Genomic DNA, 20,250 nt, shown 5'->3' on the forward strand with positions numbered 1-20,250 from the left:
GAGAAATATGGGGTTAAAGAAAATTGATTTAAGCATGGAGGAATGGAAGATCCTTCTAAACATCATTCGTAACAATGAAAGAACGTTTTGGAAAATAAGGGGGCAACATTGATGAAGATTAATTGGAAACAGCACATGCAACAATGGCATGATCGTGAATTATCTCAGTTAGTTGTTAAAACAGCAGATGACCAGTTTCAAATTGAAAAACGTCGTCAGATCAACCGAGAACAATTGCCTTATGTACACAAAAAAGCCACCAGTGTTGGCGCACCGGCAGCTGAGACACATACATTCTTAAAATTTTAACAAACTAAGTATAGCAGAAAAGGTGAGTAAATGGAAAATCATCTTTCAAGATTCGTAGGTGAGCAACGTATATCGATTACACAGCTTTCAAAAGAAACGGGTATTTCCCGAAATACGCTCACTAGTATCTACTATGACCGAAACAGCATGATCAAATTTGATGTGATTGAAAAGCTTTGCGATTACTTTCAAGTACCTATGCATGAGCTTTTTGATTACTACCCAAAGAAGGAGATCGAATATGGATGGCAATGAAGCTTTTTATCAGGCGTGGTTAGAGGTTATGGAACGAGACGAACAAGATCAGGACGAATTAGAACGGATGGAAGAACAGGCTTATGAAGCCAAATATGAAGATGGAGATGAATGGTATGGCAGATGAATTATTACAAAAGGATATTACCGACACAGTAAATAATAGAATCCAACAGTTACAATCAGAGGGCTTACAATTACCAGCTTCATACAATGCAGCCAACGCCTTGAAATCAGCTTGGTTTGCCTTACAAAAGGTTGAAACAAAAGACCACAAATCGGCTTTAGGGTTTGTAGATCCTAAGTCAGTCGCCAATGCGCTGTTAGACATGGTTACTCAAGGATTGAGCCCTGCCAAAACGCAAGTCTACTTTGTTGCTTATGGTAAAGACATGACGATGATGCGGTCATACTTTGGCACACAAGCTGTTTTAAAACGTTTATCAGATATTGATGACGTGTGGGCCGAGGTCGTTCATCAAGATGATGAATTCGAGATCGGTTCAGAACATGGCCGTACCATCGTCACAAAATTCAAGCCAAGTTTTGCCAATCAAGATAAACCGTTGGTAGGGGCTTTTGCTGCAATTGAACGGGCAGATGGTCAAGTTCTTTACACCGTAATGACCAAGAAAGAGATCGAAATGGCTTGGAGTCATCGTAGAAATAGCGGCAAAGTCCAACAAGAGTTTCCACAGGAAATGGCAAAGCGGACGGTCATCAATCGGGCAGCCAAGAATCTCATCAATACATCAGATGATTCTGACCTGCTGATCGATGCCATTAATAGAACGACTCATGATGAATATGAGAACGATAGTAAGAGCCGTAAAGACGTCACACCTGAAACGACCAATGTTAAAGATTTTCTAAATGCACCGAAACAGGGAAAAAACAAACCAAAACCAGTCACGAAAAAGAAGGAAACGACAAACGACTTAACGGCAAAGGAAGTGAAGAATGATGTTAAAACAGACCGAGTTGATCACAAACCAGTCAAGTCAAAAACCAATGCCGAAAGAGCCCAAGAAACAGACTTATTCAAAGACACAGACACGGCTCCGTTCTAGTAATTACTATGATATTGCTACGGATTGGCCCTACCAATCTGTCAGCTGGTTTAAAAAATTTATGAACTGTGAAGCCGAGGCTTTGGCTGAACTAAAAGGGACTTGGCGACCTGAAAGAGATCAAACTGCCTTACTGGTTGGTAATTATCTTCATTCCTATTTCGAATCCAAGAAGGCCCATGAAGCATTTATCAAAGCACACGAAACAGATATTAAAACACGTTCGGGGACATTACGTGCCCCATTTCAAACGGCTGAATCCATGATCTATGCTTTGCGACACTACTACAACGAGTCAGCTAAGCGCTGGCGACTGGATAAAGATTTTTTAGATCTTTATAGGGGGCGCAAAGAGGTGATCGTTACTGGCAATATTTTTGGAATCAAGTGGAAAGGCAAGCTGGACTGCTTGAACCTTAACCGTCAGGTGTTCATTGATCTCAAGACAACACGTAGTATTCGTGATAAACAATGGAATCCAGAAACAATGCATAAAGAAAGTTTTATTTACAACTACAACTATTACCTGCAGCTGGCAGTTTATCAAGAACTTATCAAGCAGCAATACGGTGTTGAGTGTCGGCCCATTATATATGCAGTTAGTAAAGAAAAAGTCCCCGACAAACAAGGCTTCATCTTTACATCTGATGAAGACCAATGGCAATTACAACGTGCGATGGAAACAATCAAAGCGTTACAGCCACATATTGAAGCTGTCAAAACTGGCGAAGAAAAGCCGATTCGTTGTGAACATTGCGATTATTGTAAAGCAACACGTGGCACCACATTAATGCCGGCAAGTGAGTTGTAGGGGGTGAAACATTGGCCAGACCTAAAAAAGATGGGTTAGACTATTTCCCCTTTGATGTGGACTTTGATACGAACGAAAAAACTGAAGCTATCAATGGCGAATTTGGAGCTAAAGGAACGTTGATTTTCATATACCTGCTGCTGGCGATATACCGTAAAGGATATTTCCTTCAGTGGGACGAGCTTGTTAAAAACCAGCTTGCCAACCGTGTCCCTGGTGCGACTGGTGAGTTGGTGGAACAAGTCGTCAAACGTCTGATTTCTTATGGAACTTTTAATGAAGCTCTGTTTACTTCGGACAACGTTTTGACCAGTCAACGGATCCAAGCAACCTATTTAGACGCCACTAAAAGGCGAAAAAACGATAAACCTAGCCTTTACTGGATTAATGATGGCATTAACGTTACTTCAAGTGGAGTTAATGTAGACATTAATCCCCAAAGTAAAGTAAAGGAAAATAAAGTAAATAAAACTAAAACAAATAAAAACCAACAAAAAAAGTCGTCGGTCGTTGCACATGATACGTCTGCTTTTAAGCTATGGGAAAACCTGTGGGGCTTTCCTAACGCAATAGCACTAGAGACCTTGGTTGAGTGGATTCACGAATTTGGAGATGAACTAGTGTCATTTGCTATTCGTTATGCGGCGAAACGAGACGTTAAGAACAAAGGCGCTGTGAACTATTTGACTAAGGTTCTTGAAGGTTACAAACAAAAGGGCATCACAACCGTTGATGAAGCACAAGCAGCGTTAGATAAACATCAACAAGTGATCGCTAGTAATCGGAGTGTGCCTAATTTTAATAAACCGATTGAACCTGAACCTGATTGGTTTAAGCAACAACAAGAGCAACCGCAAACAGCTAAGCCTGAACCTAATTCAAATCCGGAATCGAATTCCGATTTAGCAGCTATGTTCGCGGAATTAGAACAAGCCAAGAATGAATCGAAGTCAAACTCTGAACAAAAAAGTCAATGATTTTAAACTGGTTGAAATCGACCAGTTTGGAAAGGAGCGGCCATTGGACAAACAAATAGCGCACATACCTGATCTAGTTGCGGAGTGGATCGATGAGATTGCGCTGCCTGAACATTGTGACTTTACGACAGCTCAAGATGTTATGCAGGCGATCATTAACGATGCTGCGGAGCGTCTAGACAAACAAGAAAGCAATTATTTACAAAGCAACCAGATGCTGATCGATATTTATGTTTTGAGTAAAGTCGGTCAGCATCAGGCAAAAACATACGTTCAGGAGGCATTCGATTTTTGAATTTAAGTGAAGAGCAACGTGAATCAGATATCCAAGCCGATATCATCAAGACGCTGAACCATCTGGGTTGTCACGTTTGGCGCACCAACGCTGGGAGTTTTAGCAAAGGTAACCGTCATATCGCTGGCCTACCTGCTGGTTACCCAGATATTTCAGGTCATAGAGATTCAGACGGCAAAGCAATCTATATCGAAGTCAAAAATAAAACTGGCAAGTTACGTAAAGTTCAAGAACAATTTGCACTAAGAATCAAAGATAATGACGTGTTATACGGCGTAGCAAGGTCTGTGGAAGACGCCATTAAGATTGTGAGGAGATAAAGTATGAAAGATTTAGCAGCATTGAGCTACCCACGTTTGAAAAGAATTGAGTTGGGTGTTGACGGTGGTGCATTCAAATTTAGGCACAAAGGGCGCAATTACAATATCATTGCCAGCTTTGGCGGTGGTTGGGACCATGTATCAGTTGATGAAGACGGCGTTACACCAAGCTGGGAAATGATGGAATTAATCAAAGAAATATTTTTCAATGATGACGAAGTTTGCTATGAGTTTCATCCGGCAAAAAGCAACTATGTCAACGTTCATCATGGTGTTTTGCATATCTGGAAGAAGCAAGGATTTGAAATACCAATGCCGCCGATTGAAATGGTTTAAAAGTTTGGAGGTCAATTACTTGAAAGCAAAAAAGTTAGAGCGTGCTTTAAAAAATGCTGCTAGTCAAAGTTCAACTCGACCAATATTACAATGCGTTCACTATGATCCAGATGGCAGTATCACGGCAACTGATTCACATATCATGCTCAGATTGGACTCGATGCACTCACTGAAGCAGCCTTTTAATTTAAATTTACAAACATTCAAGGAAATAGATGAGGCATATCCTGACACATTACATCTGATCACTGATAAAAAAGAAAATCCAACTAGTTTTCAAATAGATCTAAAGAATATTGTAGCTGCACTCAGTTTTTTAAAAGCACTCAAAGACGAAGTGATCACACTAGAACCTCTAGCCAAAAACCAAAAGGGCATCATTCTAAAAACAAAGACACAAAGTTACCTGCTGCCCGTTGAAGAGTTCAATGGTGATTTAAAAAAGATTTCAGTGACTGCCGATAATTTATTCAAATGTTTTCAGTTTTATGGCGACTATCTAACGCATGAGCAAACAGTTCAAGTCTATTGCTACGGGAAGTTTGAGCCAATACTATTTAAATCTGGTAAGAGCACATATTTAGTAACGTCGGTAGCGGTATTTTAGATGGCAATTTACAAACTTATGGAGGACGAGTATGACCCCAATAGACGAATTACATTTAACATCTCATACACGGCAAATCTTAAGAACGAATGGCATCACTACTGTTGAAAGACTAAATGAAACACCATACTCAAAAATTCACAATTTACCTGGTATGGATGCTGGTATTTATGACGAAATATCAAACAAATTAGATTACTTTTTAAGTAAATCAGAACCGTTTTAGGAGGATAAATATGAAAATTAAAGGTAAGGACCTAGCAAGAGTTACAGACCAAAATGGGTCTCCAATAGTACAGTATGACCTTTATGGATCTACTGAAACTACCCTTGGTGATCGTGTTAAGGAGGTTAATATTCCTGATGAATTGATCCACAAGCCAATTCCTGTACCGAAAGAAGTTGCGAAATACTTTCGTGCAAGTGCTGAAAAATTTTGTGTAAGGGGCAGGGTGCAGGTGGCTGACGCACTAACATTTAATTATTATGAAATGTCAAAAGATACACAAGAGTGGGTTGAAGGACATTTATTAGAATATTGCCAAGCTTTTTTGACTAATAATTACGAAGTCAAGAAGAAGGAAAAATATTACGTTAAAGTGCCTGGTACTGATGACAGCTATTTTGTAAAAACCAGCGATTTGGAAAGACTTAATGCATATCCCAGTGAGATTGCATTCGCAGTATCAGAATTAAGTCAATTTACCGACGATGAAATTGAGAAATATGATCTTCAAAATTATAAAAAAGAGATGGTAATGGAAGATGAAAATAATTAGTGTAGCAAGTATTAATAGCGCCGACAGTTCTTTATTTTATGAGGTTGGCATGCCGTTATGGTTCAACGACAAGGATGACGAGATTATCAGTATTGAATATCAAGATGAGCAAGCAGTTTCTTACGGGCAAACTCGTGAAGCGAGACAGTACCCCGTTTACGTTGTCAGAACAAAATCGAAACGTATGCTTGTTTTGCCAGCACAACAATTTATTGCTGATTATGTGGATACAGAGCCTGAGGAGGATGACGATGACTAAATATCGCAAGAAAACACTGATTGAAGCTGAACAGTTCACCGCAGCAAAAGAGCAAGCAGAACGTTATAACATTCGATTGATGCCAAAAGCTTTGCGAGCTGGATATATTGACACATTTTCGTAAAACTTATGAAGAAGTGAAGTAAAAGGGGAGTAAAGTGAAGCCAATTTTAGATATGACAAGTGGTGGACGAATGTTTTGGTTCGACAAGCAAAATTCAAATGCTATCTTTACCGATGAACGTAGCGAAGTGGTAGAAATGAAAGACCGTGGCCACATGCGAAAATTAGAAATCAAACCTGATGTTATTGCTGATTTTAGGAACTTACCGTTCCAAGATGAATCATTTTACTTAGTCGTATTTGACCCACCACATTTACTAAGAGCTGGGCCAAACAGCTGGCTGAGAAAAAAGTATGGTGTTCTGAATCATGATACTTGGCAACTCGATTTAAATCAGGGATTTCATGAAGCTATGCGTGTGCTTAAACCATATGGCACATTGATCTTCAAATGGAACGAAGAACAAATTAAAACTAGTGAAGTATTGAAGCACATTGATTATAAGCCACTATTTGGCGATAAAAGAGCGAAAACACGTTGGATGGTATTCATGAAGGAAGAGAAAATAAATGGACACAATCGAAGTTCGATTTAAGTTGAATCATGATATGTATTTGGAACTATATAGACTATGTAAAAGTGAAAAAACGACGATGAATAAGGCACTAAATGAAATCATTAGTGGGTTCTTTGAAAACAAAGAACATATTGCAGATTTGGAGGAAGACAAATGAACGAACAAGAGTTTTTATTAAAAGCAAAAAAGATGGTAGTCGACTATACCAACAAACATTTAGACAAGGCCGACGATGCATCGATCTCAGTTGATGACGTGTTCAACGTTTGGCATGCAAAGGTACTACAAAATTCTAAAGGGTTGTTTAGTACAACAATGTTTGACGGTATGTATTACGAAGTTACCTATAACGGGGATAAGGATGTCTTTTACCTTGACGCTTACAAGAAGTTTGAGAATGTTGAGATTAAGAATGACTAATTTAGAACGCGTTAAGTTGCTACTGGAAGCTGAATTGTATCGCGATTGCAGTAGTCATGATAGCTATATCCAGCAAGCAATTAAGAATATTGAATGTGCTAGTGGGAAAGAAACCGAAAAGATTAATCGTTGACTTACCGGTGTTTATATCTATTTTTAGTAACGATTACGAAGAAAAAAGAAAGAAAGAGGAATGAAAAATGACTAGAGCAGAAGCATTTATGCGTTTACGTGAAGAGATCGGTGTTCTACATATCAGCTGGTCTGATAAAGCCACAGACAATATTACAGAAGAAGATTATCAGGACATGAAAGACATGATTTTGAAGATGATTCATAGAGTACCGAATAAAGACGAAACGGAGGGGAAATAATTGATTGAAGTCCACAAAACAAAAAAAGGACGGCGATATTTCATTTATGATATGGACGCTGGGTATACAAATGGCTATGTAGAAATTAATGAAGACTGGTCAAATGATTATCTTGATGAATTTTATGACCCATTCAATTTTCCAGGTGGACCGACATTCCTAGGTTATTTTTCAACAGAAGATGAAAAGCTTGGACTGTATCCATTCGGGAGCAGTGAGGATTCAATTTTAGGTAGCTGGTATGCATCAGTGCATAACGCTTTTGATAAATTCATGAAAAGTCATGATCAAAGTCAGTTGATTAGAATAGTTGGTTTTGACGACAATCACATTGACCAGATTGGTAAAGCAGAAGTTATTGCAGAAACTAAACGGATTGCCAAACAAATGGATACAATTATCAAGTAAGGAGGTTGGATATGAGAGATTTCGCTTGGTTTATCTGGAACATGAATGGTGCGTGGTTCTTTATCTTCGTAATCTTCTTGATCGCACTAGTCATTCAGCTGATTAAGCAAAAATAAAAAAAGGACCACCCGAGGGCAGTCCTTCTCTATAGCTCAAACACAAGCACAATGATTATAACATATGGAGGAGTGACTTGTCTTGATGTCATTGATAAAGGAAATAGACGTACAAAAATCACGGAATAATGCACGGAATGTATTAAAAACGTTCAGACCCCTAGCACGTATTGCCGGAACATCATTATCAAGTCTTCACTCACCAAGTCTTGATGGCATGCCTCGAAGTGATCGAATTGATCAAGGGCTCAGTCCAAGAGAGTTAGAGCTTTTAAAAGAAAAGTACGAAGCTGGGGAAGAACTAAACAAGATCGTCAATGCATTAAAAAATATCAGCACGCGAAGTTATTGGACGTTGTATTACAGTTATTGCACAAAGGATCCGTTAAGTTATATTCAAATTGCTGAACGATTGAAGTGGTATAGCGATACATCAATCAGTTACCTGAAGCGTCAAGCCTTATCAGAATTTTATGAAGCCTATGATCATGGCAGCTTGATTGAATACAAAGAAGAAAAATAATTCACCGATTTTTTACCTTTTCATCACCGATTTTAGGGTTGAAGTGTGAAATAATAGTATTGTCGAAAAGTAAAGGGGTTCGACAAATACGAGACGTGAAGGCTCTTCTTAAATATGTTATACATTCTTCCTTTATCCCCCTAAAAGGTGCCGTCAAGTTTAGGACTTATACTTCGTTCGATTCGGAGTAACGGCATAGGCTGTCAAAGGCCAAAAAATAAAATATTACGTATTGGTAGCTGCATACAGGCGTTTGTGACTTCCCGATCAACAACTCGGTTCAACTCTGAGATGCAGCATAGGAGTGAACTCAATAGATGAATACTCACAATCTAGCGAAGTTCATTTCCGGGATAATCACCTCTAGTATCTGATGATAAAGTCGGGTACTATTTTTGTTGAGGTGATATGAAATGAATGAGGACTATTTGAGATTAGAGGAGTTCGGAAATGTAAATGTTAATGATGCATTTTTTGATTCCTTACGTGAAAACTACAAAGGTTTCGACGGATGGTTTCTTCGGAAAGCGGCTAAAGGGGAGAAAGTGTATGTTTCAGTTTCTCCAGAGAAAAAGATAAATGCATTCCTTTACTTAAAAACAGAAAAAGGAAGCGTTAATGACATTTCACCATTGTTGGAAGAGGGAAAGCACTTGAAGATAGGCACTTTCAAGATAAATGCTCATTTTGCCGCCACCGGCAATAGGTTTATGGCGATTATTCTCAGAAAGTTTGTGGCTGAGGAGTTTGACGATGTTTACGTCACAATGTTCCCCGAAACTCGAGGCTTACCAAATCTTTTTAAACGTTTTGGATTCCGTAAGTATGGTACCAAACAAACTGAGAGCGGAAACGAAGAAGTTCTTATACGTAGTAAAGCCGATAGAGGAGACATATATGCTGACTTTCCAAAATTTGATTTGAATGGTGGAAAATATTTACTTGGCATTAAGCCAGAGTTTCACACGAGAATGGTTCCTGATTCTAGATTAAATACTGAACGGGACTTTGTACGCGAGGATGTTTCTCCAGCCAATAGTGTTGTGAAAACATATTTAACAAATATGAAGGGCGTTTCAGGGTTAAACCATGGTGACAAAATAGTTCTTTATAGAACCAAGGATGAAGGAAGGAAAGCTGAATACAGCTCAGTGGCTACCTCAATTTGTGTTGTGGATGAAGTTAGGAATATCAATAGTTTCTCGAATGAACAAAACTTTCTGGATTTTGCCAATCGAGGGTCTATCTTTTCGACAGATAAATTACATAGTTTCTGGATGTCCAAAAGATATAATCAAGTGATTAGATTCTTATATAATCTTCCACTGAAAAAAAGAATTACTCGGCATGACCTTTTATCTGGAGGGATTTTAAAGACTGATAAGAGAGGCCAATATTTTGGCTTCTTTAAAATGACGGATCAAGAATTCGAAGCAATTTTAAAGGCAGGGAAAGTAAATGAAAATTTTGTTATCAATTAGGCCTGAATTTGTTGATGAAATTCGTAGTGGTAGAAAACTTTTTGAGTATAGGAAAGGAATTTTTCGGAAACGAGTTGACAAGGTCGTCGTTTATTCCACTGAGCCCTGCGGAAGGGTTGTTGGAGAATTTGAAGTTAAAGCAGTTCTTCAGGATGCCCCAGATAAGCTTTGGAACAAGACCTCAAAATTTTCTGGGATTTCACACGATTTTTTCGAAGAATACTTTGATGGGCGGGAAACGGCTTATGCTATCGAAATTGAAAATTATCAGGAATATGAGATTCCTCGTAAAATCCAGGAACTTTTTCCGAATGTAAAAGCTGCCCCCCAATCATTTATTTATGTTTGATCTTTAATTAAGACGCCCCGGCGTCTTTTTTTGTACATAATTTTAACTAGGAGGCGGTGGTATATGTGACACCGAAGCAGCAAATTTTTGCAGATGAATACTTGAAAGATCTGAATGGTAGTCGAGCTTATAAAGTTGCTTATCCCCATGTCAAAAAAGATGGTGTCGCAAGAGCAAATGCAAGCCGATTGCTAACAAATGCTAACATCAAGCAATATATAGACGGACAACTCGAAAAAATGCACCAGGAGCGTACAGCAACCGCTCAGGACGTGATTGAATACCTAAGCCGTGTTATGAACCGTAAAGAAACGGAAGATCAAGTTGTTGTAACTAAGAAACCTAAAGTTTTGACCGTTGATGGCGAGAAAACAACCTATGACAAGGTAGTCTATGAAGAAACGGCAGATGTCATTGAAATCAGAACAAAGGTCTCTGATGCAAATAAGGCAGCTGAGTTGTTAGGCAAGCGTTACTCATTATGGACGGACAAACTAGACATCCAAAGTTCAGATATCAATATTGTGATCGGTGGTGATGGCGATGATAACGATACAGATTCCGAAACCTAGCAAGGTTTTCAACAAACAATTCTATAAATCTTTGTTCGATTATAAAACGTTTACGGAAGTTTATTATGGTGGTGCCAGTTCGGGTAAAAGTCATGGTGTTGTTCAGAAAGTTATCATCAAAGCCTGCCAGCCTTGGCGATATCCACGTAAGGTTTTATGGTTGCGTAAAGTTGGGACCAGTGTTCGTGATTCAATCTTTGAAGATGTTAAGCAAGGGCTATCTAGTTTAGGCCTACTAACATATTGCAAAATAAATCAATCAAACTTTGAGATACAGCTACCAAATGGGGCTGTATTTTTGTTTAAGGGTATGGATGATCCCGAGAAAATAAAATCCATTAAGGGCATATCTGATGTAGTCATGGAGGAAGCAACAGAGTTCAATTTGGAGGACTATACACAATTGACATTACGTTTAAGAGAGAAAAAACATAAGTTCAAACAAATCTACTTGATGTTCAATCCAGTCAGCAAGCTCAATTGGGTATACAAACATTTCTTTGAGGTGAATCAAGATGACACTAAGGTTATTCAATCGACCTATCATGATAATCAGTTTCTGGATGAGCGCTCGCGTAAAAATATTGAAATGTTGGAGAAGTCAAATCCTGTCTACTATCGCATTTATGCTTTGGGTGAATTTGCCACCCTAGATAAACTAGTTTTTCCTCACTTTGAAACTAGACGATTGAATAAAGATGATCCAAAACTTAGAAGTATAAAATCGTTATTCGGCTTAGATTTTGGTTTCGTAAACGACCCGTCAGCATTTATTCATGTCAAAGTTGACGAGAAGAACAAAATGATCTATTTCATGGAAGAATATGCACGCAAAGGCCTGCTAAATAATCAGATTGCTGAGGCTATCAAGCAGATGGGCTACAGCAAAGAAGTGATCACTGCCGATGCTGCTGAAAAGAAATCAATTGAAGAGATTAAACGCGATGGTATTTCGCGAATCAGACCAGCCAAAAAGGGCCCGGATAGCATTATTCAGGGTCTTTCTTTTCTTCAGCAGTTTAAATTTGTTGTAGATGATCGTTGTGTCAAGCTCATTGAAGAACTACAAAATTACACTTATGTCAAAGACAAAAAGACTGGTGAGTATCTTAATAAACCAGTGGATTCATATAATCACTTGATTGACGCTGTTAGATATGCCGTTGAAGAAATTAATGGGCAAGCGAAGCCAAAAGCGTATGTATATCAGAACTTTATTTAGGAGGTGTGACTAATCGCAAATGCAAAAGTGAATGGTGTTGGTTCCATTACTGATAATGGGTTATTTATCTATCCAGCAGATACTGAAATAACCAAAGAAGATTTGCAGAATTTTATCAAGTATCATCAGAGTAATTTAGTTCCCGATTATCAGAAAAAGTTTGATTTATATAAAGGCAATCATGAGATGTTGACCATTGATACACACCGCAATGGACGCATTGATAACCGAATTGTTGCAAATTTACCTCATTATGTCGTTGACACGTTCAACGGCTATTTTGTTGGTATTCCGCCTAAAATTACGCTTGAAGAGAATGCTCAAAATGAGGGCTTGCAAACGTGGCTCAACATTAATTCTTTTGTGGATGTACTTAGCGAAGTTAGTAAGCAAGCCGATATTTTTGGGCAATCCTTTATTTTTGGTTATCAAGATGAAGATAGCAACACTCAAATAGCTTATTCTGATCCTATGCATTCGTTCATGATTTATGATGATACGATCCAACGAAGACCTTTGGCGTTTGTGCGCTATGGATTCAATGAGGATAACGAACTTAGCGGTACGATCTATCTTGCTGATAGATCATACACTATCAGTGCTGATTACAACATGGTAGATCAACAACCAAATGTTTTTGAAGCTGTGCCGGCGGTTGAATTTTTTGAAAATGAAGAACGGCAAGGTGTCTTAGATAACATTGTGTCATTGGCTAATGCTTTGGATAAAGCACTAAGTCAAAAGGCCAATCAAAATGAATATTTTGATAATGCTTATCTGCTTTTAGCTGGTTTACAACTGCCCACTGATGATAAGGGCAATCCAGTCTTTCAGTTAATTGAAAATCAAATGATCTATGCGCCAGATGCTGACGCTGCCAACGCTAAAGCAGAGTTCTTAACTAAACCTGATGGTGACAACATGCAGGAGCACTTGATTGACCGCTTAACAGACCTGATTTATCAAATCTCGATGGTGCCTAACCTTAACGATGAAGCATTCAGTGGCAATAGTTCCGGTGTAGCTTTGCAGTTTAAACTATTGCCGATGAAAAACAAGGCTCAAAATAAGGAGCGCAAATTTACCCAATCACTACGCAACTTATTCAAGGTACTGTTCACGCCTGGCAAGATTGTGGGCAGTGGTCAGGAAGCATGGCAGGACTTACAATTTAAATTTACTCGAAACATGCCAGTCAACGTGGCAGATGAAGCCCAAACAGCCAGCACTTTGGAGGGTATTGTTAGTAAAGAGACACAGCTGTCCGTTTTGTCTATTGTAGATGACCCCAAAGCTGAAATGGATAAAATGGCACAGGAACAAAAAGAAAAACTGGATCAGGCTGTTCAAAATAGTGCCAGCGCATTAGATTTCCAAAAGTCTAGTGGTCAGCAAGACAATGAAGATCAAGAAGCTGCTCAAAAAGAATCTGATAAGTAGGTGATGCCTCATGGATAACACCACTTATTGGAAAAAACGTGAAGCAAATGAAAATAAGTTCATTGCTGATAATATCAAGTCTGATGATGATTTTAATAAAGTTCTGCAGAAGCATTATGATGACCTAATTAAATCTATCAACAGTCAGATTAACGATCAATATATTCGATACGCTCAGCGCAATGGCTATACATTGGCCGAAGCTCAAAGAAAAGTAGCAAGCGAAGACGTTAAGGCATTTGAAAGTAGGGCTACGGAAATTGTTGCTGAAGCTCGTCGTATATATAAAAGTAAGGGTAATATTACTTCTGCTGATTTTAATGATGAAGTTAACCAGCGCTTGCGACTCTACAATGCGACAATGCGAATCAATCGCCTAGAAATGCTCAAAGCTGAAATATCTCAAGAAGTGTTAGATACAACAGTCAAGATAAACGCGGACATGGCCAACAGGCTTAAATCAGATTATATTGCTGAGGTAACTCGACAAGCCGGCATTTTAGGCAAAGATTTGGTATTACCATCTCTTAAAGAGATTACCAATATTGTTTATGCTCAAACCGGTAATGCGAAGTTTAGTGATCTATTGTGGTCGGATAACGATGTACTAAAAGCTAACTTGGATGTCCAATTAACGCGGGCAATTAGACAAGGGCTTAATCCGCGGGAAATTGCTAAGCAATTAACACCACTAGTCAGAGATACAGTTGGAAAAACTAAATCAATTACTGAACGAATAGCACGAACAGAATCAGCCAGAGTTCAGACACAAGCTCAGCTTAATAGTTTTAAAAAATATGATTATGAGTATTGTAAATGGATAGCCGAGCCCAGTGCATGTACGATATGCCGAGATATTGCTAACGGTGGTGAGGTACAGGGTGAACGTGGTGTTTATAAAGTCACAGAGGTACCTTATTTACCAGCACATCCTAATTGCCGTTGTTCATTAGCGGCATGGTATGAACCGGTGATTTTAACAGAGGATGAGCAAGCTGCTATTACACGGTATATTTCACCTGACGCCTATGTTTTGAATGATACATTCAGGCGAGGACTTGAATTGACGAATACTCAAAAAAAGTGGGTTAATAATTTGGATGCAGCTCTTAATAAACTACCGCCTTACAAAGCTAAAAAACTTTATCGCTCTATAACTCTTTCAAGTAGTCAAATACAAGAATTTATCAGCCAATATGAAATTGGTGCACAGATTAAATTCGATCAGTATGTTTCAAGTTCAAAGGGTATCTATGATCCTGACGATACCGTTAGAATAATTTTAAATGATTCTAAAACAGGCAGAGATATTTCATATTGGAATCCATCTGAGTCTGAAGTATTATTTAAACGAGGCACCATATTCAAGGTTATTGATCGATATGTCAGTAACGGCAAGTATAAAATTGAGGTGAAAGTTATTGACTGATAAGAAGCCTTATTCTGATAAGCGTTGGCATGATCCACTCCTTGGCAAAGTTATTAAAAAGGGTAGAAAACTAACCCCCGAAGAAAAAAAGCGAGACCAAGAGTTCATAGATGGAATATACAAGGCAGTTAAAAATAAAGATAAAAAGTAGCGAGCACATTGACAGATGTGCTATTTTTATGCGCTTTTTCCGTGCATTGCAGCGCTAAAAGAACAATCTGAGAGCCTCCCACGGCTATAAATGAGCGAAAGGAGTTTTAACCAATGAATAATGATAAAACGAAGCAAAGCCAGGACCTTGATGATGAAAATAAAACTACCGAACGGTTCAAATCCCAAACCGAAGATGATCCTAAGCCGGCAGAGGAAGAGGTTAAGCCTGTTGATGGTGAGAAAGTCGTCGAGAAGTTACAAAAACGCTTAGGTAAAGAACAAGCTGAAAAAAATGACTATGCTGACCGTTTGAAAAAAGCCGAAACCCGTATTAAAGAGCTCGAATCTGGCAAAGATGTCAAAAAGTTATCTGAAGAAGATAAAGTGGCTAAGGCTGAGTCTGAAAAAGATAAACAAATTGCCATGCTTAAGGCTCAATTAGAACGTAATGAAGCAATTAAGCAAACTGACGGTGTTTTTAAAGAAGCTGGTCTAAAAGTTGATGATGGTGTTTTAAACATGGTTGTAGCTAACAATGATGATCAAACTTATGCTAATGCCAAGGCTTTGATTGCTTTTGCAAATCAAGTTCAGGAAGAAACTCGAAATCAATATCTAAAAGGCAGGACGCCACGTATTAATGGCAAGCCTACCAAGACAATGAGCCGCGAAGAAATCTTAGCGATCAAGGATCCATTTGATCGTAAGAAAGCCATTGCCGAAAATATTCAAGAATTTCAATAAGATTAGGAGGCCATCAATATGGCAGTAGAACCAAATTTAATCAAGACCCCAGACATGGGTGATGTTGATGCAATTGACTTTGTCAATCAGTTCGCCTATTCAATCCAAAAGCTGCAAGAAGCACTGGGTATCACACGCCCACAACCAATGCGGCAAGGTAACAAGATTCAGACTTATAAATTTGATTTAAAGAAACCTGATGGTGATGCCGCAAAAGGTATCGTTGCTGAGGGTGAAGACATTCCATTGACCCATGTTTCTCGGGCTAAAGACCGCGAATTTGAAGTTGGCTTTCGTAAATATCGTAAAGCTGTAACTATCGAAGAAGTACAACGAGTCGGCTATGATATGGCGGCTAATCAAACTGACACACAAGTGCGTCAAGCGATTCAAAAAGACATCCGCTCTGATTTCTTCACATATCTTGGTACAGCTCCTACTGACTTAGGTACAGTATCCGGTTTGCAAGAAGCCTTTGGTAAGTCATGGGGTAAGCTCGGTTCTCTATTTGACAATGAGGATGTTGGTACGATCGTCTTTATCAACCCTGAGGACGCCGGCGAATACTTAGGCGGTGCCGTAATTGAGAACGGTCAATCTGTTGGCTTTGGTATGACTTTGCTTACTAGTTTCACAAATGTACGCGTGATTATTAATAACTCTGTTCCTAAGGGTACTTTCTATTCAACCGTGCAAAATAACATCAACTTGCAGTACATTGATGTTAATGGTGAAGCTTCTAAGATCTTTCATAACAAACAAATCACTACTGATGAAACTGGCTTGATTGCTTTAGTCAAAGATGACAACACCGTCAACTTAACTGACCAGTCTACGATCTATTTGGGTATGGCTCTGTTTGCCGAGGTTACTGATGGTGTTCTGAAAGGTACTTTAGCAAAAAAAGCGTAACGCCACCTAATAATGGTGGCGATAAGTTTGACCCATCTGGATCAACAAAACCAACTGACGTTCAGACGATTGATGAAATCAAAGCTTGGTTGACTAACCAAAAGATTGACTTTACAGGTAAAACCACTAAAGCTGACTTACTTGCATTAGTTCCTAAAGATTAGGTGGTGACTAAATGCCCGAGGCAACCGATTATTTAAGTAAGTTAAAAGATATGCTGTTGTTGGACACTGATAATTCTAAGAGAGACAAAGCCTTAAAAGTGATTCTTGACAACACTGAAGCTCAATTGCGACTTAAATTAAGTTTAGAGAGCGAGCAATCTTATCCAAATGAATTAAACTATATTTTGTTGCAAGTGTCGGCCAAACGCTATAATCGCCTAAAAAATGAGGGCATGACTTCATACAGTCAAGAAGGTGAATCAATTACTTTCGAAGCTAATGATTTTGATGAATTTTTGGACGATATTGCTTCATGGCGTAAAGCAAATGATAAAGATATCAAAACACTTGGGACGGTTCATTTTATTAATGGATATGGAAGTGAATCGTAATGCGCTATGATCACATAATTAAGTTTTATCTAGCAAATGATAACTATGACCCTGATGCTACTGAAGATACACAAGGCCAAGCCGTACTGGTCGCTGAATCCATCGCCAATGTCACTGACTTAGGAACTACTCGAGCGGTTGAATTACTAGGCAGTCTTAATGAACAGGCATTAGTTATTAGGAGTCCTGATAAAGTTGCTTTATCAAGTAACTGGAGCTATATACAGATTGATGACGGTGAGACCCATTATGTTAAACAAACGACTAGATTCCTTTTAAAAGAGGGAACATTGATCGTTGGTGAAGCTAATGGTTAAGATCAAGATTACTGGAACCAAAGGACTGCAAAAAGCTCTTGAAGAGCGTACCAGCCTAGAGCCAATCAAACAGATTGTTAAAAAACATACAGCCCAGCTGCAGGTCAAAGCTCAGCAAAAGACCACAACAGCTTATACAGGTCATTATGAAGGTAAAAAGTTCGTCAAACCAACGGGTGCTACTCGTCGTAGTATCGCTTTGATGCTTAGTGGCAATGGTATGACTGGCACGGTCGGTATGGGGACGTATTATAGTCCTTACCTAGAGCTAGGGACACGCTTTATGGCGGCTAGACCAGTACTAAAGCCAAGCTGGGAAGCACAACGAGTTTTATTCATAGCAGAACTTAAAAAGATAATGGGGTGATTCAATCAAATCACCAGAGCAAGAATTATATGACTACTTTTATAAACTTTGTCAAAAAGAAGGATATGATACCTATGATCATTTGCCAATGCAAAATGAAAATGTGCCTTATCCTTTTGTCGTAGTTGGTAGTCTACAAACAGTGTCCAACGCCACTAAAACCTCAATCAACGGTCAAGTTATTTTGACGATTGATTGCTGGGGTAACTCTAAAATGCAGTTAACTATCTCAAGAATGGTTGACCGTATTTTCCATGCAGCTATCGGCACTATTGAAACTACCAATTATCGTTTTTTTGGCAAAGTGAGTGCACATGAAAAACAATTGTTACAGGATACTTCAGTGCCAAATACGGTCTTGAACCGTGGTCTTTTAACATTAAGATTTGAAATTATGTAGGAGGTAAAAATATGGCGGTAGAGAACGAATTAAAATATCTACAAGGTATTGATACCGTGGCTTTTGTACGACCAAAAGCACAGGAACGAAATCAAGAAGGTCAGATCATTCCATGGCAGACATCTTTGTCCTTTGACCCACAACGAGATTCTGATACAAATCCGACCAAAGATGGCATCGTTGCAACGTCAAGTTCAGTAGAAACAGACTTTGAAGTTGAATTTATTAACAACACTTCTGCAATTGCTGACGTGATGTATGATTCATTATTTGATGGTGAAGTCTTAGAAAACTGGATTGTTTATCGTAATCGTCGTAACGCAGAGGGCAAGTATTTTGCGTGGTATATGCAATCAACAGTTTCTGAAGATTCCAATGATAATGATCCCGATGATAATTCAACACGTGATGTGACCTTTGCAGTAAATGGCACACCAAAACGAGGCTGGTTAGAATTGCCTAAGGATGCGCAAGAAGCTATTGATTATATTTTCCGTGGTTTGGGTAAAATCACTGACGATGATAAAACTGGCGGTGGTACTGCTTGGAATAAAACAACTGATAACGGCGTTAATGTTCCAGAAACAGGTAACACGCCAGCCCCCAAATAGTGCCCCCTAGCAGTCCTAAAATTACTACTACGGCGGGCGATACTAAGGTAGACTTTACATTTACGGCACCAGATAATGATGGTGTGCCAAGCAATGGAAAGAACGATCTAACTGGTTATAACATTTGGGTTAAAAAAGCTTCTGAAGCTTGGACAAGCAAACCAGCTCAAAGCTTGGCTAATGACAAATTATCGGGCACTGTTGATGGGTTAACAAATGACACAGAATATACTATTGCCGTTACGGCTGTTAATCCTGTTGGTGAAAGCAGCAAAGATGCCCAAGGAGCCAGTGCACATGTCACACCTATTGCAGCAACAACCAAGTAAACCAACCCTGCTATGGGTTATCGCGGGGGCTATGATTAGCCTCCGCTTTTTTAATATCTTGATATCTTTAAAAGAAAAGAAAGTTGGTAATGAAATGGAAATTGTGATCAATAAGAAAAAATACACATTATTTTTTGGTACGAAGTTTGTCCGAGAACTAGATAAGATCGCTGGACTAGATGTCAACGGTATGGGAATGGGCTTTAGTTTGGCCAAAACAATGCCAGCTTTACAGCAATACAATCCATCTGCTTTATCAAATGTGATCTGGGCAGCAACAGCTACTGACCCAAACCGTCCAAGCCGAGATGAAGTAGACACCTATATTGATACAACGACTGATGATCTAAAGAAATTGTTTGATGATGTACTCAGTGAAATGGGGAAATCACAACCGCTGAAGTTAGCTTTAAGTCGTCTAAAGGCAACGAACAAAAAGTAAAGTTAAGTTCAGCGCAACAATATCACGAAATCCTGCTCAACGCTTTTGCTTATCTTGGTTTTACTCAACTCATTGATATTGAAAGAATGAATTTAGCTGAATATCAGTTACGTATGGAAGCCTATCAACTTCAAAAAGTTGAACAAGAAGAACAGCTGGCTTTACAAGCTTGGTTTAATCAAACCGTGCAGGCAACGACTGGTGGCAAAAGACCGCGGCCAAAGTTCAAAAAGTTTGATCAGTTCTTTGATAAACAAACTGCTTATGATCAAGTACGTGCAGTGTTTGAAGAAGGCTACACAACTATTCATGAGTCAGCGCAAGAGAAGAAGCACAAGACAACTGAAATCTTCAATAAGCGTCTAGCTGAGTTTAATCAGCTTAAGAAACAAGGCAAAATCATACCAATTGATGAAAGGAGGTAGA

At 38.8% G+C, this 20,250-nt stretch carries 36 protein-coding genes; all 36 read left to right on the forward strand.

All coding sequences use genetic code 11. The annotated features are described in order from the left end of the window. Positions 1-111: 111 nt before the first annotated feature. The 36 genes from ACNAN0_RS02350 to ACNAN0_RS02525 all read left to right on the forward strand — a co-directional run bounded on the left by ACNAN0_RS02350 (position 112) and on the right by ACNAN0_RS02525 (position 20,249). On the forward strand, positions 112-309 hold the full coding sequence (locus tag ACNAN0_RS02350; protein WP_230914327.1) for a hypothetical protein: 198 nt from the start codon (positions 112-114) through the stop codon (positions 307-309). 30 nt (positions 310-339) lie between these two features. After that, positions 340-564, forward strand: coding sequence for a helix-turn-helix domain-containing protein (locus ACNAN0_RS02355; RefSeq protein WP_407929213.1), 225 nt, complete (start codon positions 340-342; stop codon positions 562-564). Then, a complete protein-coding gene (locus ACNAN0_RS02360; RefSeq protein ID WP_416353757.1) occupies positions 551-691 on the forward strand; it encodes a hypothetical protein in 141 nt (46 codons plus the stop codon). The genes ACNAN0_RS02355 and ACNAN0_RS02360 overlap by 14 nt, the downstream gene beginning before the upstream one ends. Next, the gene (locus tag ACNAN0_RS02365) at positions 681-1,634 is read left to right on the forward strand and encodes a recombinase RecT (protein ID WP_416353758.1); all 954 of its coding nucleotides are present in this window, start codon (positions 681-683) and stop codon (positions 1,632-1,634) included. The genes ACNAN0_RS02360 and ACNAN0_RS02365 overlap by 11 nt, the downstream gene beginning before the upstream one ends. Next, positions 1,525-2,445, forward strand: a complete 921-nt coding sequence (locus ACNAN0_RS02370) for a PD-(D/E)XK nuclease-like domain-containing protein (RefSeq protein ID WP_416353759.1) — start codon at positions 1,525-1,527, stop codon at positions 2,443-2,445. Before ACNAN0_RS02365 ends, ACNAN0_RS02370 begins: the two co-directional genes overlap by 110 nt. Positions 2,446-2,456: 11 nt before the next feature. Then, positions 2,457-3,422, forward strand: coding sequence for a Lin1244/Lin1753 domain-containing protein (locus ACNAN0_RS02375; RefSeq protein WP_416353760.1), 966 nt, complete (start codon positions 2,457-2,459; stop codon positions 3,420-3,422). A gap of 43 nt (positions 3,423-3,465) precedes the next feature. Next, positions 3,466-3,717, forward strand: coding sequence for a hypothetical protein (locus tag ACNAN0_RS02380; protein ID WP_416353761.1), 252 nt, complete (start codon positions 3,466-3,468; stop codon positions 3,715-3,717). Further along, on the forward strand, positions 3,714-4,037 hold the full coding sequence (locus ACNAN0_RS02385; RefSeq protein WP_416353762.1) for a VRR-NUC domain-containing protein: 324 nt from the start codon (positions 3,714-3,716) through the stop codon (positions 4,035-4,037). The genes ACNAN0_RS02380 and ACNAN0_RS02385 overlap by 4 nt, the downstream gene beginning before the upstream one ends. Before the next feature lie 3 nt (positions 4,038-4,040). Continuing rightward, complete coding sequence (locus tag ACNAN0_RS02390) at positions 4,041-4,373, forward strand: hypothetical protein (RefSeq protein ID WP_416353763.1); 333 nt, start codon at positions 4,041-4,043, stop codon at positions 4,371-4,373. Positions 4,374-4,392: 19 nt separating this feature from the next. Then, the gene (locus ACNAN0_RS02395; protein WP_416353764.1) at positions 4,393-4,980 is read left to right on the forward strand and encodes a hypothetical protein; all 588 of its coding nucleotides are present in this window, start codon (positions 4,393-4,395) and stop codon (positions 4,978-4,980) included. A 31-nt stretch (positions 4,981-5,011) separates the two neighbouring features. Next, positions 5,012-5,206 carry a hypothetical protein gene (locus ACNAN0_RS02400; RefSeq protein WP_416353765.1) on the forward strand — a complete coding sequence of 65 codons (195 nt, stop codon included), beginning with the start codon at positions 5,012-5,014 and terminating at the stop codon, positions 5,204-5,206. 10 nt (positions 5,207-5,216) lie between these two features. After that, complete coding sequence (locus tag ACNAN0_RS02405) at positions 5,217-5,759, forward strand: DUF1642 domain-containing protein (protein WP_230914703.1); 543 nt, start codon at positions 5,217-5,219, stop codon at positions 5,757-5,759. Positions 5,760-5,808: 49 nt separating this feature from the next. After that, complete coding sequence (locus tag ACNAN0_RS02410) at positions 5,809-6,018, forward strand: hypothetical protein (protein WP_416353766.1); 210 nt, start codon at positions 5,809-5,811, stop codon at positions 6,016-6,018. After that, positions 6,011-6,142: a hypothetical protein gene (locus ACNAN0_RS02415; protein ID WP_416353767.1), complete on the forward strand. Its 132-nt coding sequence runs from the start codon at positions 6,011-6,013 to the stop codon at positions 6,140-6,142. The genes ACNAN0_RS02410 and ACNAN0_RS02415 overlap by 8 nt, the downstream gene beginning before the upstream one ends. A 34-nt stretch (positions 6,143-6,176) precedes the next feature. After that, positions 6,177-6,677, forward strand: a complete 501-nt coding sequence (locus tag ACNAN0_RS02420; protein WP_416353768.1) for a class I SAM-dependent methyltransferase — start codon at positions 6,177-6,179, stop codon at positions 6,675-6,677. 135 nt (positions 6,678-6,812) lie between these two features. Further along, the gene (locus ACNAN0_RS02425; RefSeq protein WP_416353769.1) at positions 6,813-7,079 is read left to right on the forward strand and encodes a DUF6275 family protein; all 267 of its coding nucleotides are present in this window, start codon (positions 6,813-6,815) and stop codon (positions 7,077-7,079) included. Positions 7,080-7,279: 200 nt separating this feature from the next. Next, positions 7,280-7,453, forward strand: coding sequence for a hypothetical protein (locus ACNAN0_RS02430; RefSeq protein WP_230914706.1), 174 nt, complete (start codon positions 7,280-7,282; stop codon positions 7,451-7,453). Then, on the forward strand, positions 7,454-7,861 hold the full coding sequence (locus ACNAN0_RS02435; RefSeq protein WP_230914707.1) for a hypothetical protein: 408 nt from the start codon (positions 7,454-7,456) through the stop codon (positions 7,859-7,861). It abuts the gene before it with no gap. Between the two features lie 201 nt (positions 7,862-8,062). Continuing rightward, on the forward strand, positions 8,063-8,500 hold the full coding sequence (locus ACNAN0_RS02440) for an ArpU family phage packaging/lysis transcriptional regulator (RefSeq protein WP_230914708.1): 438 nt from the start codon (positions 8,063-8,065) through the stop codon (positions 8,498-8,500). A gap of 413 nt (positions 8,501-8,913) precedes the next feature. After that, entirely contained in the window at positions 8,914-9,981 is a 1,068-nt protein-coding gene (locus ACNAN0_RS02445) for a hypothetical protein (protein WP_230914709.1), read from the forward strand. Continuing rightward, positions 9,959-10,330 carry an ASCH domain-containing protein gene (locus ACNAN0_RS02450; RefSeq protein ID WP_230914710.1) on the forward strand — a complete coding sequence of 124 codons (372 nt, stop codon included), beginning with the start codon at positions 9,959-9,961 and terminating at the stop codon, positions 10,328-10,330. The genes ACNAN0_RS02445 and ACNAN0_RS02450 overlap by 23 nt, the downstream gene beginning before the upstream one ends. A 65-nt stretch (positions 10,331-10,395) precedes the next feature. Then, a complete protein-coding gene (locus tag ACNAN0_RS02455; RefSeq protein WP_416353770.1) occupies positions 10,396-10,902 on the forward strand; it encodes a terminase small subunit in 507 nt (168 codons plus the stop codon). Further along, entirely contained in the window at positions 10,868-12,124 is a 1,257-nt protein-coding gene (locus ACNAN0_RS02460; protein ID WP_416353771.1) for a PBSX family phage terminase large subunit, read from the forward strand. Before ACNAN0_RS02455 ends, ACNAN0_RS02460 begins: the two co-directional genes overlap by 35 nt. Before the next feature lie 27 nt (positions 12,125-12,151). Beyond that, positions 12,152-13,564: a phage portal protein gene (locus ACNAN0_RS02465; protein ID WP_230913643.1), complete on the forward strand. Its 1,413-nt coding sequence runs from the start codon at positions 12,152-12,154 to the stop codon at positions 13,562-13,564. A gap of 10 nt (positions 13,565-13,574) precedes the next feature. Further along, positions 13,575-14,993 carry a minor capsid protein gene (locus ACNAN0_RS02470; protein WP_230913642.1) on the forward strand — a complete coding sequence of 473 codons (1,419 nt, stop codon included), beginning with the start codon at positions 13,575-13,577 and terminating at the stop codon, positions 14,991-14,993. Next, positions 14,986-15,144, forward strand: a complete 159-nt coding sequence (locus tag ACNAN0_RS02475; RefSeq protein WP_230913641.1) for a hypothetical protein — start codon at positions 14,986-14,988, stop codon at positions 15,142-15,144. Before ACNAN0_RS02470 ends, ACNAN0_RS02475 begins: the two co-directional genes overlap by 8 nt. Positions 15,145-15,257: 113 nt before the next feature. Continuing rightward, positions 15,258-15,890, forward strand: a complete 633-nt coding sequence (locus ACNAN0_RS02480) for a capsid assembly scaffolding protein Gp46 family protein (RefSeq protein WP_230913640.1) — start codon at positions 15,258-15,260, stop codon at positions 15,888-15,890. 18 nt (positions 15,891-15,908) lie between these two features. Further along, a complete protein-coding gene (locus tag ACNAN0_RS02485; protein ID WP_230913639.1) occupies positions 15,909-16,802 on the forward strand; it encodes a phage capsid protein in 894 nt (297 codons plus the stop codon). A gap of 175 nt (positions 16,803-16,977) precedes the next feature. Beyond that, positions 16,978-17,358 carry a phage head-tail connector protein gene (locus ACNAN0_RS02490; protein ID WP_230913638.1) on the forward strand — a complete coding sequence of 127 codons (381 nt, stop codon included), beginning with the start codon at positions 16,978-16,980 and terminating at the stop codon, positions 17,356-17,358. Continuing rightward, complete coding sequence (locus tag ACNAN0_RS02495; RefSeq protein ID WP_230913637.1) at positions 17,358-17,675, forward strand: hypothetical protein; 318 nt, start codon at positions 17,358-17,360, stop codon at positions 17,673-17,675. The genes ACNAN0_RS02490 and ACNAN0_RS02495 overlap by 1 nt, the downstream gene beginning before the upstream one ends. Next, on the forward strand, positions 17,668-18,042 hold the full coding sequence (locus ACNAN0_RS02500) for an HK97-gp10 family putative phage morphogenesis protein (protein ID WP_230913636.1): 375 nt from the start codon (positions 17,668-17,670) through the stop codon (positions 18,040-18,042). The genes ACNAN0_RS02495 and ACNAN0_RS02500 overlap by 8 nt, the downstream gene beginning before the upstream one ends. Positions 18,043-18,124: 82 nt before the next feature. Continuing rightward, the gene (locus ACNAN0_RS02505; protein ID WP_416353772.1) at positions 18,125-18,442 is read left to right on the forward strand and encodes a hypothetical protein; all 318 of its coding nucleotides are present in this window, start codon (positions 18,125-18,127) and stop codon (positions 18,440-18,442) included. Between the two features lie 11 nt (positions 18,443-18,453). Further along, the gene (locus tag ACNAN0_RS02510; protein WP_230913634.1) at positions 18,454-19,053 is read left to right on the forward strand and encodes a phage tail tube protein; all 600 of its coding nucleotides are present in this window, start codon (positions 18,454-18,456) and stop codon (positions 19,051-19,053) included. Next, a complete protein-coding gene (locus tag ACNAN0_RS02515; protein WP_230913633.1) occupies positions 19,053-19,382 on the forward strand; it encodes a fibronectin type III domain-containing protein in 330 nt (109 codons plus the stop codon). Before ACNAN0_RS02510 ends, ACNAN0_RS02515 begins: the two co-directional genes overlap by 1 nt. Continuing rightward, a complete protein-coding gene (locus ACNAN0_RS02520) occupies positions 19,351-19,824 on the forward strand; it encodes a tail assembly chaperone (protein WP_230913632.1) in 474 nt (157 codons plus the stop codon). The genes ACNAN0_RS02515 and ACNAN0_RS02520 overlap by 32 nt, the downstream gene beginning before the upstream one ends. A gap of 86 nt (positions 19,825-19,910) precedes the next feature. Next, positions 19,911-20,249, forward strand: a complete 339-nt coding sequence (locus ACNAN0_RS02525) for a hypothetical protein (protein ID WP_230913631.1) — start codon at positions 19,911-19,913, stop codon at positions 20,247-20,249. The last annotated feature ends 1 nt before the right edge of the window (position 20,250 follow it).

Source organism: Agrilactobacillus fermenti (genome assembly GCF_047943045.1).
Taxonomy (GTDB): Bacteria; Bacillota; Bacilli; order Lactobacillales; family Lactobacillaceae; genus Agrilactobacillus; species Agrilactobacillus fermenti.

Excerpts from the sequence above, each read along its gene's own strand:
- ACNAN0_RS02430 (WP_230914706.1), top strand. The coding sequence starts at position 7,280 with ATGACTAGAGCAGAAGCATTTATGCGTTTACGTGAAGAGATCGGTGTT.
- ACNAN0_RS02365 (WP_416353758.1), top strand. The coding sequence starts at position 681 with ATGGCAGATGAATTATTACAAAAGGATATTACCGACACAGTAAATAAT.
- ACNAN0_RS02510 (WP_230913634.1), top strand. The coding sequence starts at position 18,454 with ATGGCGGTAGAGAACGAATTAAAATATCTACAAGGTATTGATACCGTG.
- ACNAN0_RS02405 (WP_230914703.1), top strand. The coding sequence starts at position 5,217 with ATGAAAATTAAAGGTAAGGACCTAGCAAGAGTTACAGACCAAAATGGG.
- ACNAN0_RS02490 (WP_230913638.1), top strand. The coding sequence starts at position 16,978 with ATGCCCGAGGCAACCGATTATTTAAGTAAGTTAAAAGATATGCTGTTG.
- ACNAN0_RS02525 (WP_230913631.1), top strand. The coding sequence starts at position 19,911 with ATGAATTTAGCTGAATATCAGTTACGTATGGAAGCCTATCAACTTCAA.
- ACNAN0_RS02355 (WP_407929213.1), top strand. The coding sequence starts at position 340 with ATGGAAAATCATCTTTCAAGATTCGTAGGTGAGCAACGTATATCGATT.
- ACNAN0_RS02440 (WP_230914708.1), top strand. The coding sequence starts at position 8,063 with ATGTCATTGATAAAGGAAATAGACGTACAAAAATCACGGAATAATGCA.
- ACNAN0_RS02460 (WP_416353771.1), top strand. The coding sequence starts at position 10,868 with ATGGCGATGATAACGATACAGATTCCGAAACCTAGCAAGGTTTTCAAC.
- ACNAN0_RS02350 (WP_230914327.1), top strand. The coding sequence starts at position 112 with ATGAAGATTAATTGGAAACAGCACATGCAACAATGGCATGATCGTGAA.
- ACNAN0_RS02520 (WP_230913632.1), top strand. The coding sequence starts at position 19,351 with ATGTCACACCTATTGCAGCAACAACCAAGTAAACCAACCCTGCTATGG.
- ACNAN0_RS02480 (WP_230913640.1), top strand. The coding sequence starts at position 15,258 with ATGAATAATGATAAAACGAAGCAAAGCCAGGACCTTGATGATGAAAAT.
- ACNAN0_RS02390 (WP_416353763.1), top strand. The coding sequence starts at position 4,041 with ATGAAAGATTTAGCAGCATTGAGCTACCCACGTTTGAAAAGAATTGAG.
- ACNAN0_RS02360 (WP_416353757.1), top strand. The coding sequence starts at position 551 with ATGGATGGCAATGAAGCTTTTTATCAGGCGTGGTTAGAGGTTATGGAA.
- ACNAN0_RS02370 (WP_416353759.1), top strand. The coding sequence starts at position 1,525 with ATGATGTTAAAACAGACCGAGTTGATCACAAACCAGTCAAGTCAAAAA.
- ACNAN0_RS02495 (WP_230913637.1), top strand. The coding sequence starts at position 17,358 with ATGCGCTATGATCACATAATTAAGTTTTATCTAGCAAATGATAACTAT.
- ACNAN0_RS02410 (WP_416353766.1), top strand. The coding sequence starts at position 5,809 with ATGCCGTTATGGTTCAACGACAAGGATGACGAGATTATCAGTATTGAA.
- ACNAN0_RS02425 (WP_416353769.1), top strand. The coding sequence starts at position 6,813 with ATGAACGAACAAGAGTTTTTATTAAAAGCAAAAAAGATGGTAGTCGAC.
- ACNAN0_RS02485 (WP_230913639.1), top strand. The coding sequence starts at position 15,909 with ATGGCAGTAGAACCAAATTTAATCAAGACCCCAGACATGGGTGATGTT.
- ACNAN0_RS02470 (WP_230913642.1), top strand. The coding sequence starts at position 13,575 with ATGGATAACACCACTTATTGGAAAAAACGTGAAGCAAATGAAAATAAG.
- ACNAN0_RS02415 (WP_416353767.1), top strand. The coding sequence starts at position 6,011 with ATGACTAAATATCGCAAGAAAACACTGATTGAAGCTGAACAGTTCACC.
- ACNAN0_RS02500 (WP_230913636.1), top strand. The coding sequence starts at position 17,668 with ATGGTTAAGATCAAGATTACTGGAACCAAAGGACTGCAAAAAGCTCTT.
- ACNAN0_RS02445 (WP_230914709.1), top strand. The coding sequence starts at position 8,914 with ATGAATGAGGACTATTTGAGATTAGAGGAGTTCGGAAATGTAAATGTT.
- ACNAN0_RS02450 (WP_230914710.1), top strand. The coding sequence starts at position 9,959 with ATGAAAATTTTGTTATCAATTAGGCCTGAATTTGTTGATGAAATTCGT.
- ACNAN0_RS02400 (WP_416353765.1), top strand. The coding sequence starts at position 5,012 with ATGACCCCAATAGACGAATTACATTTAACATCTCATACACGGCAAATC.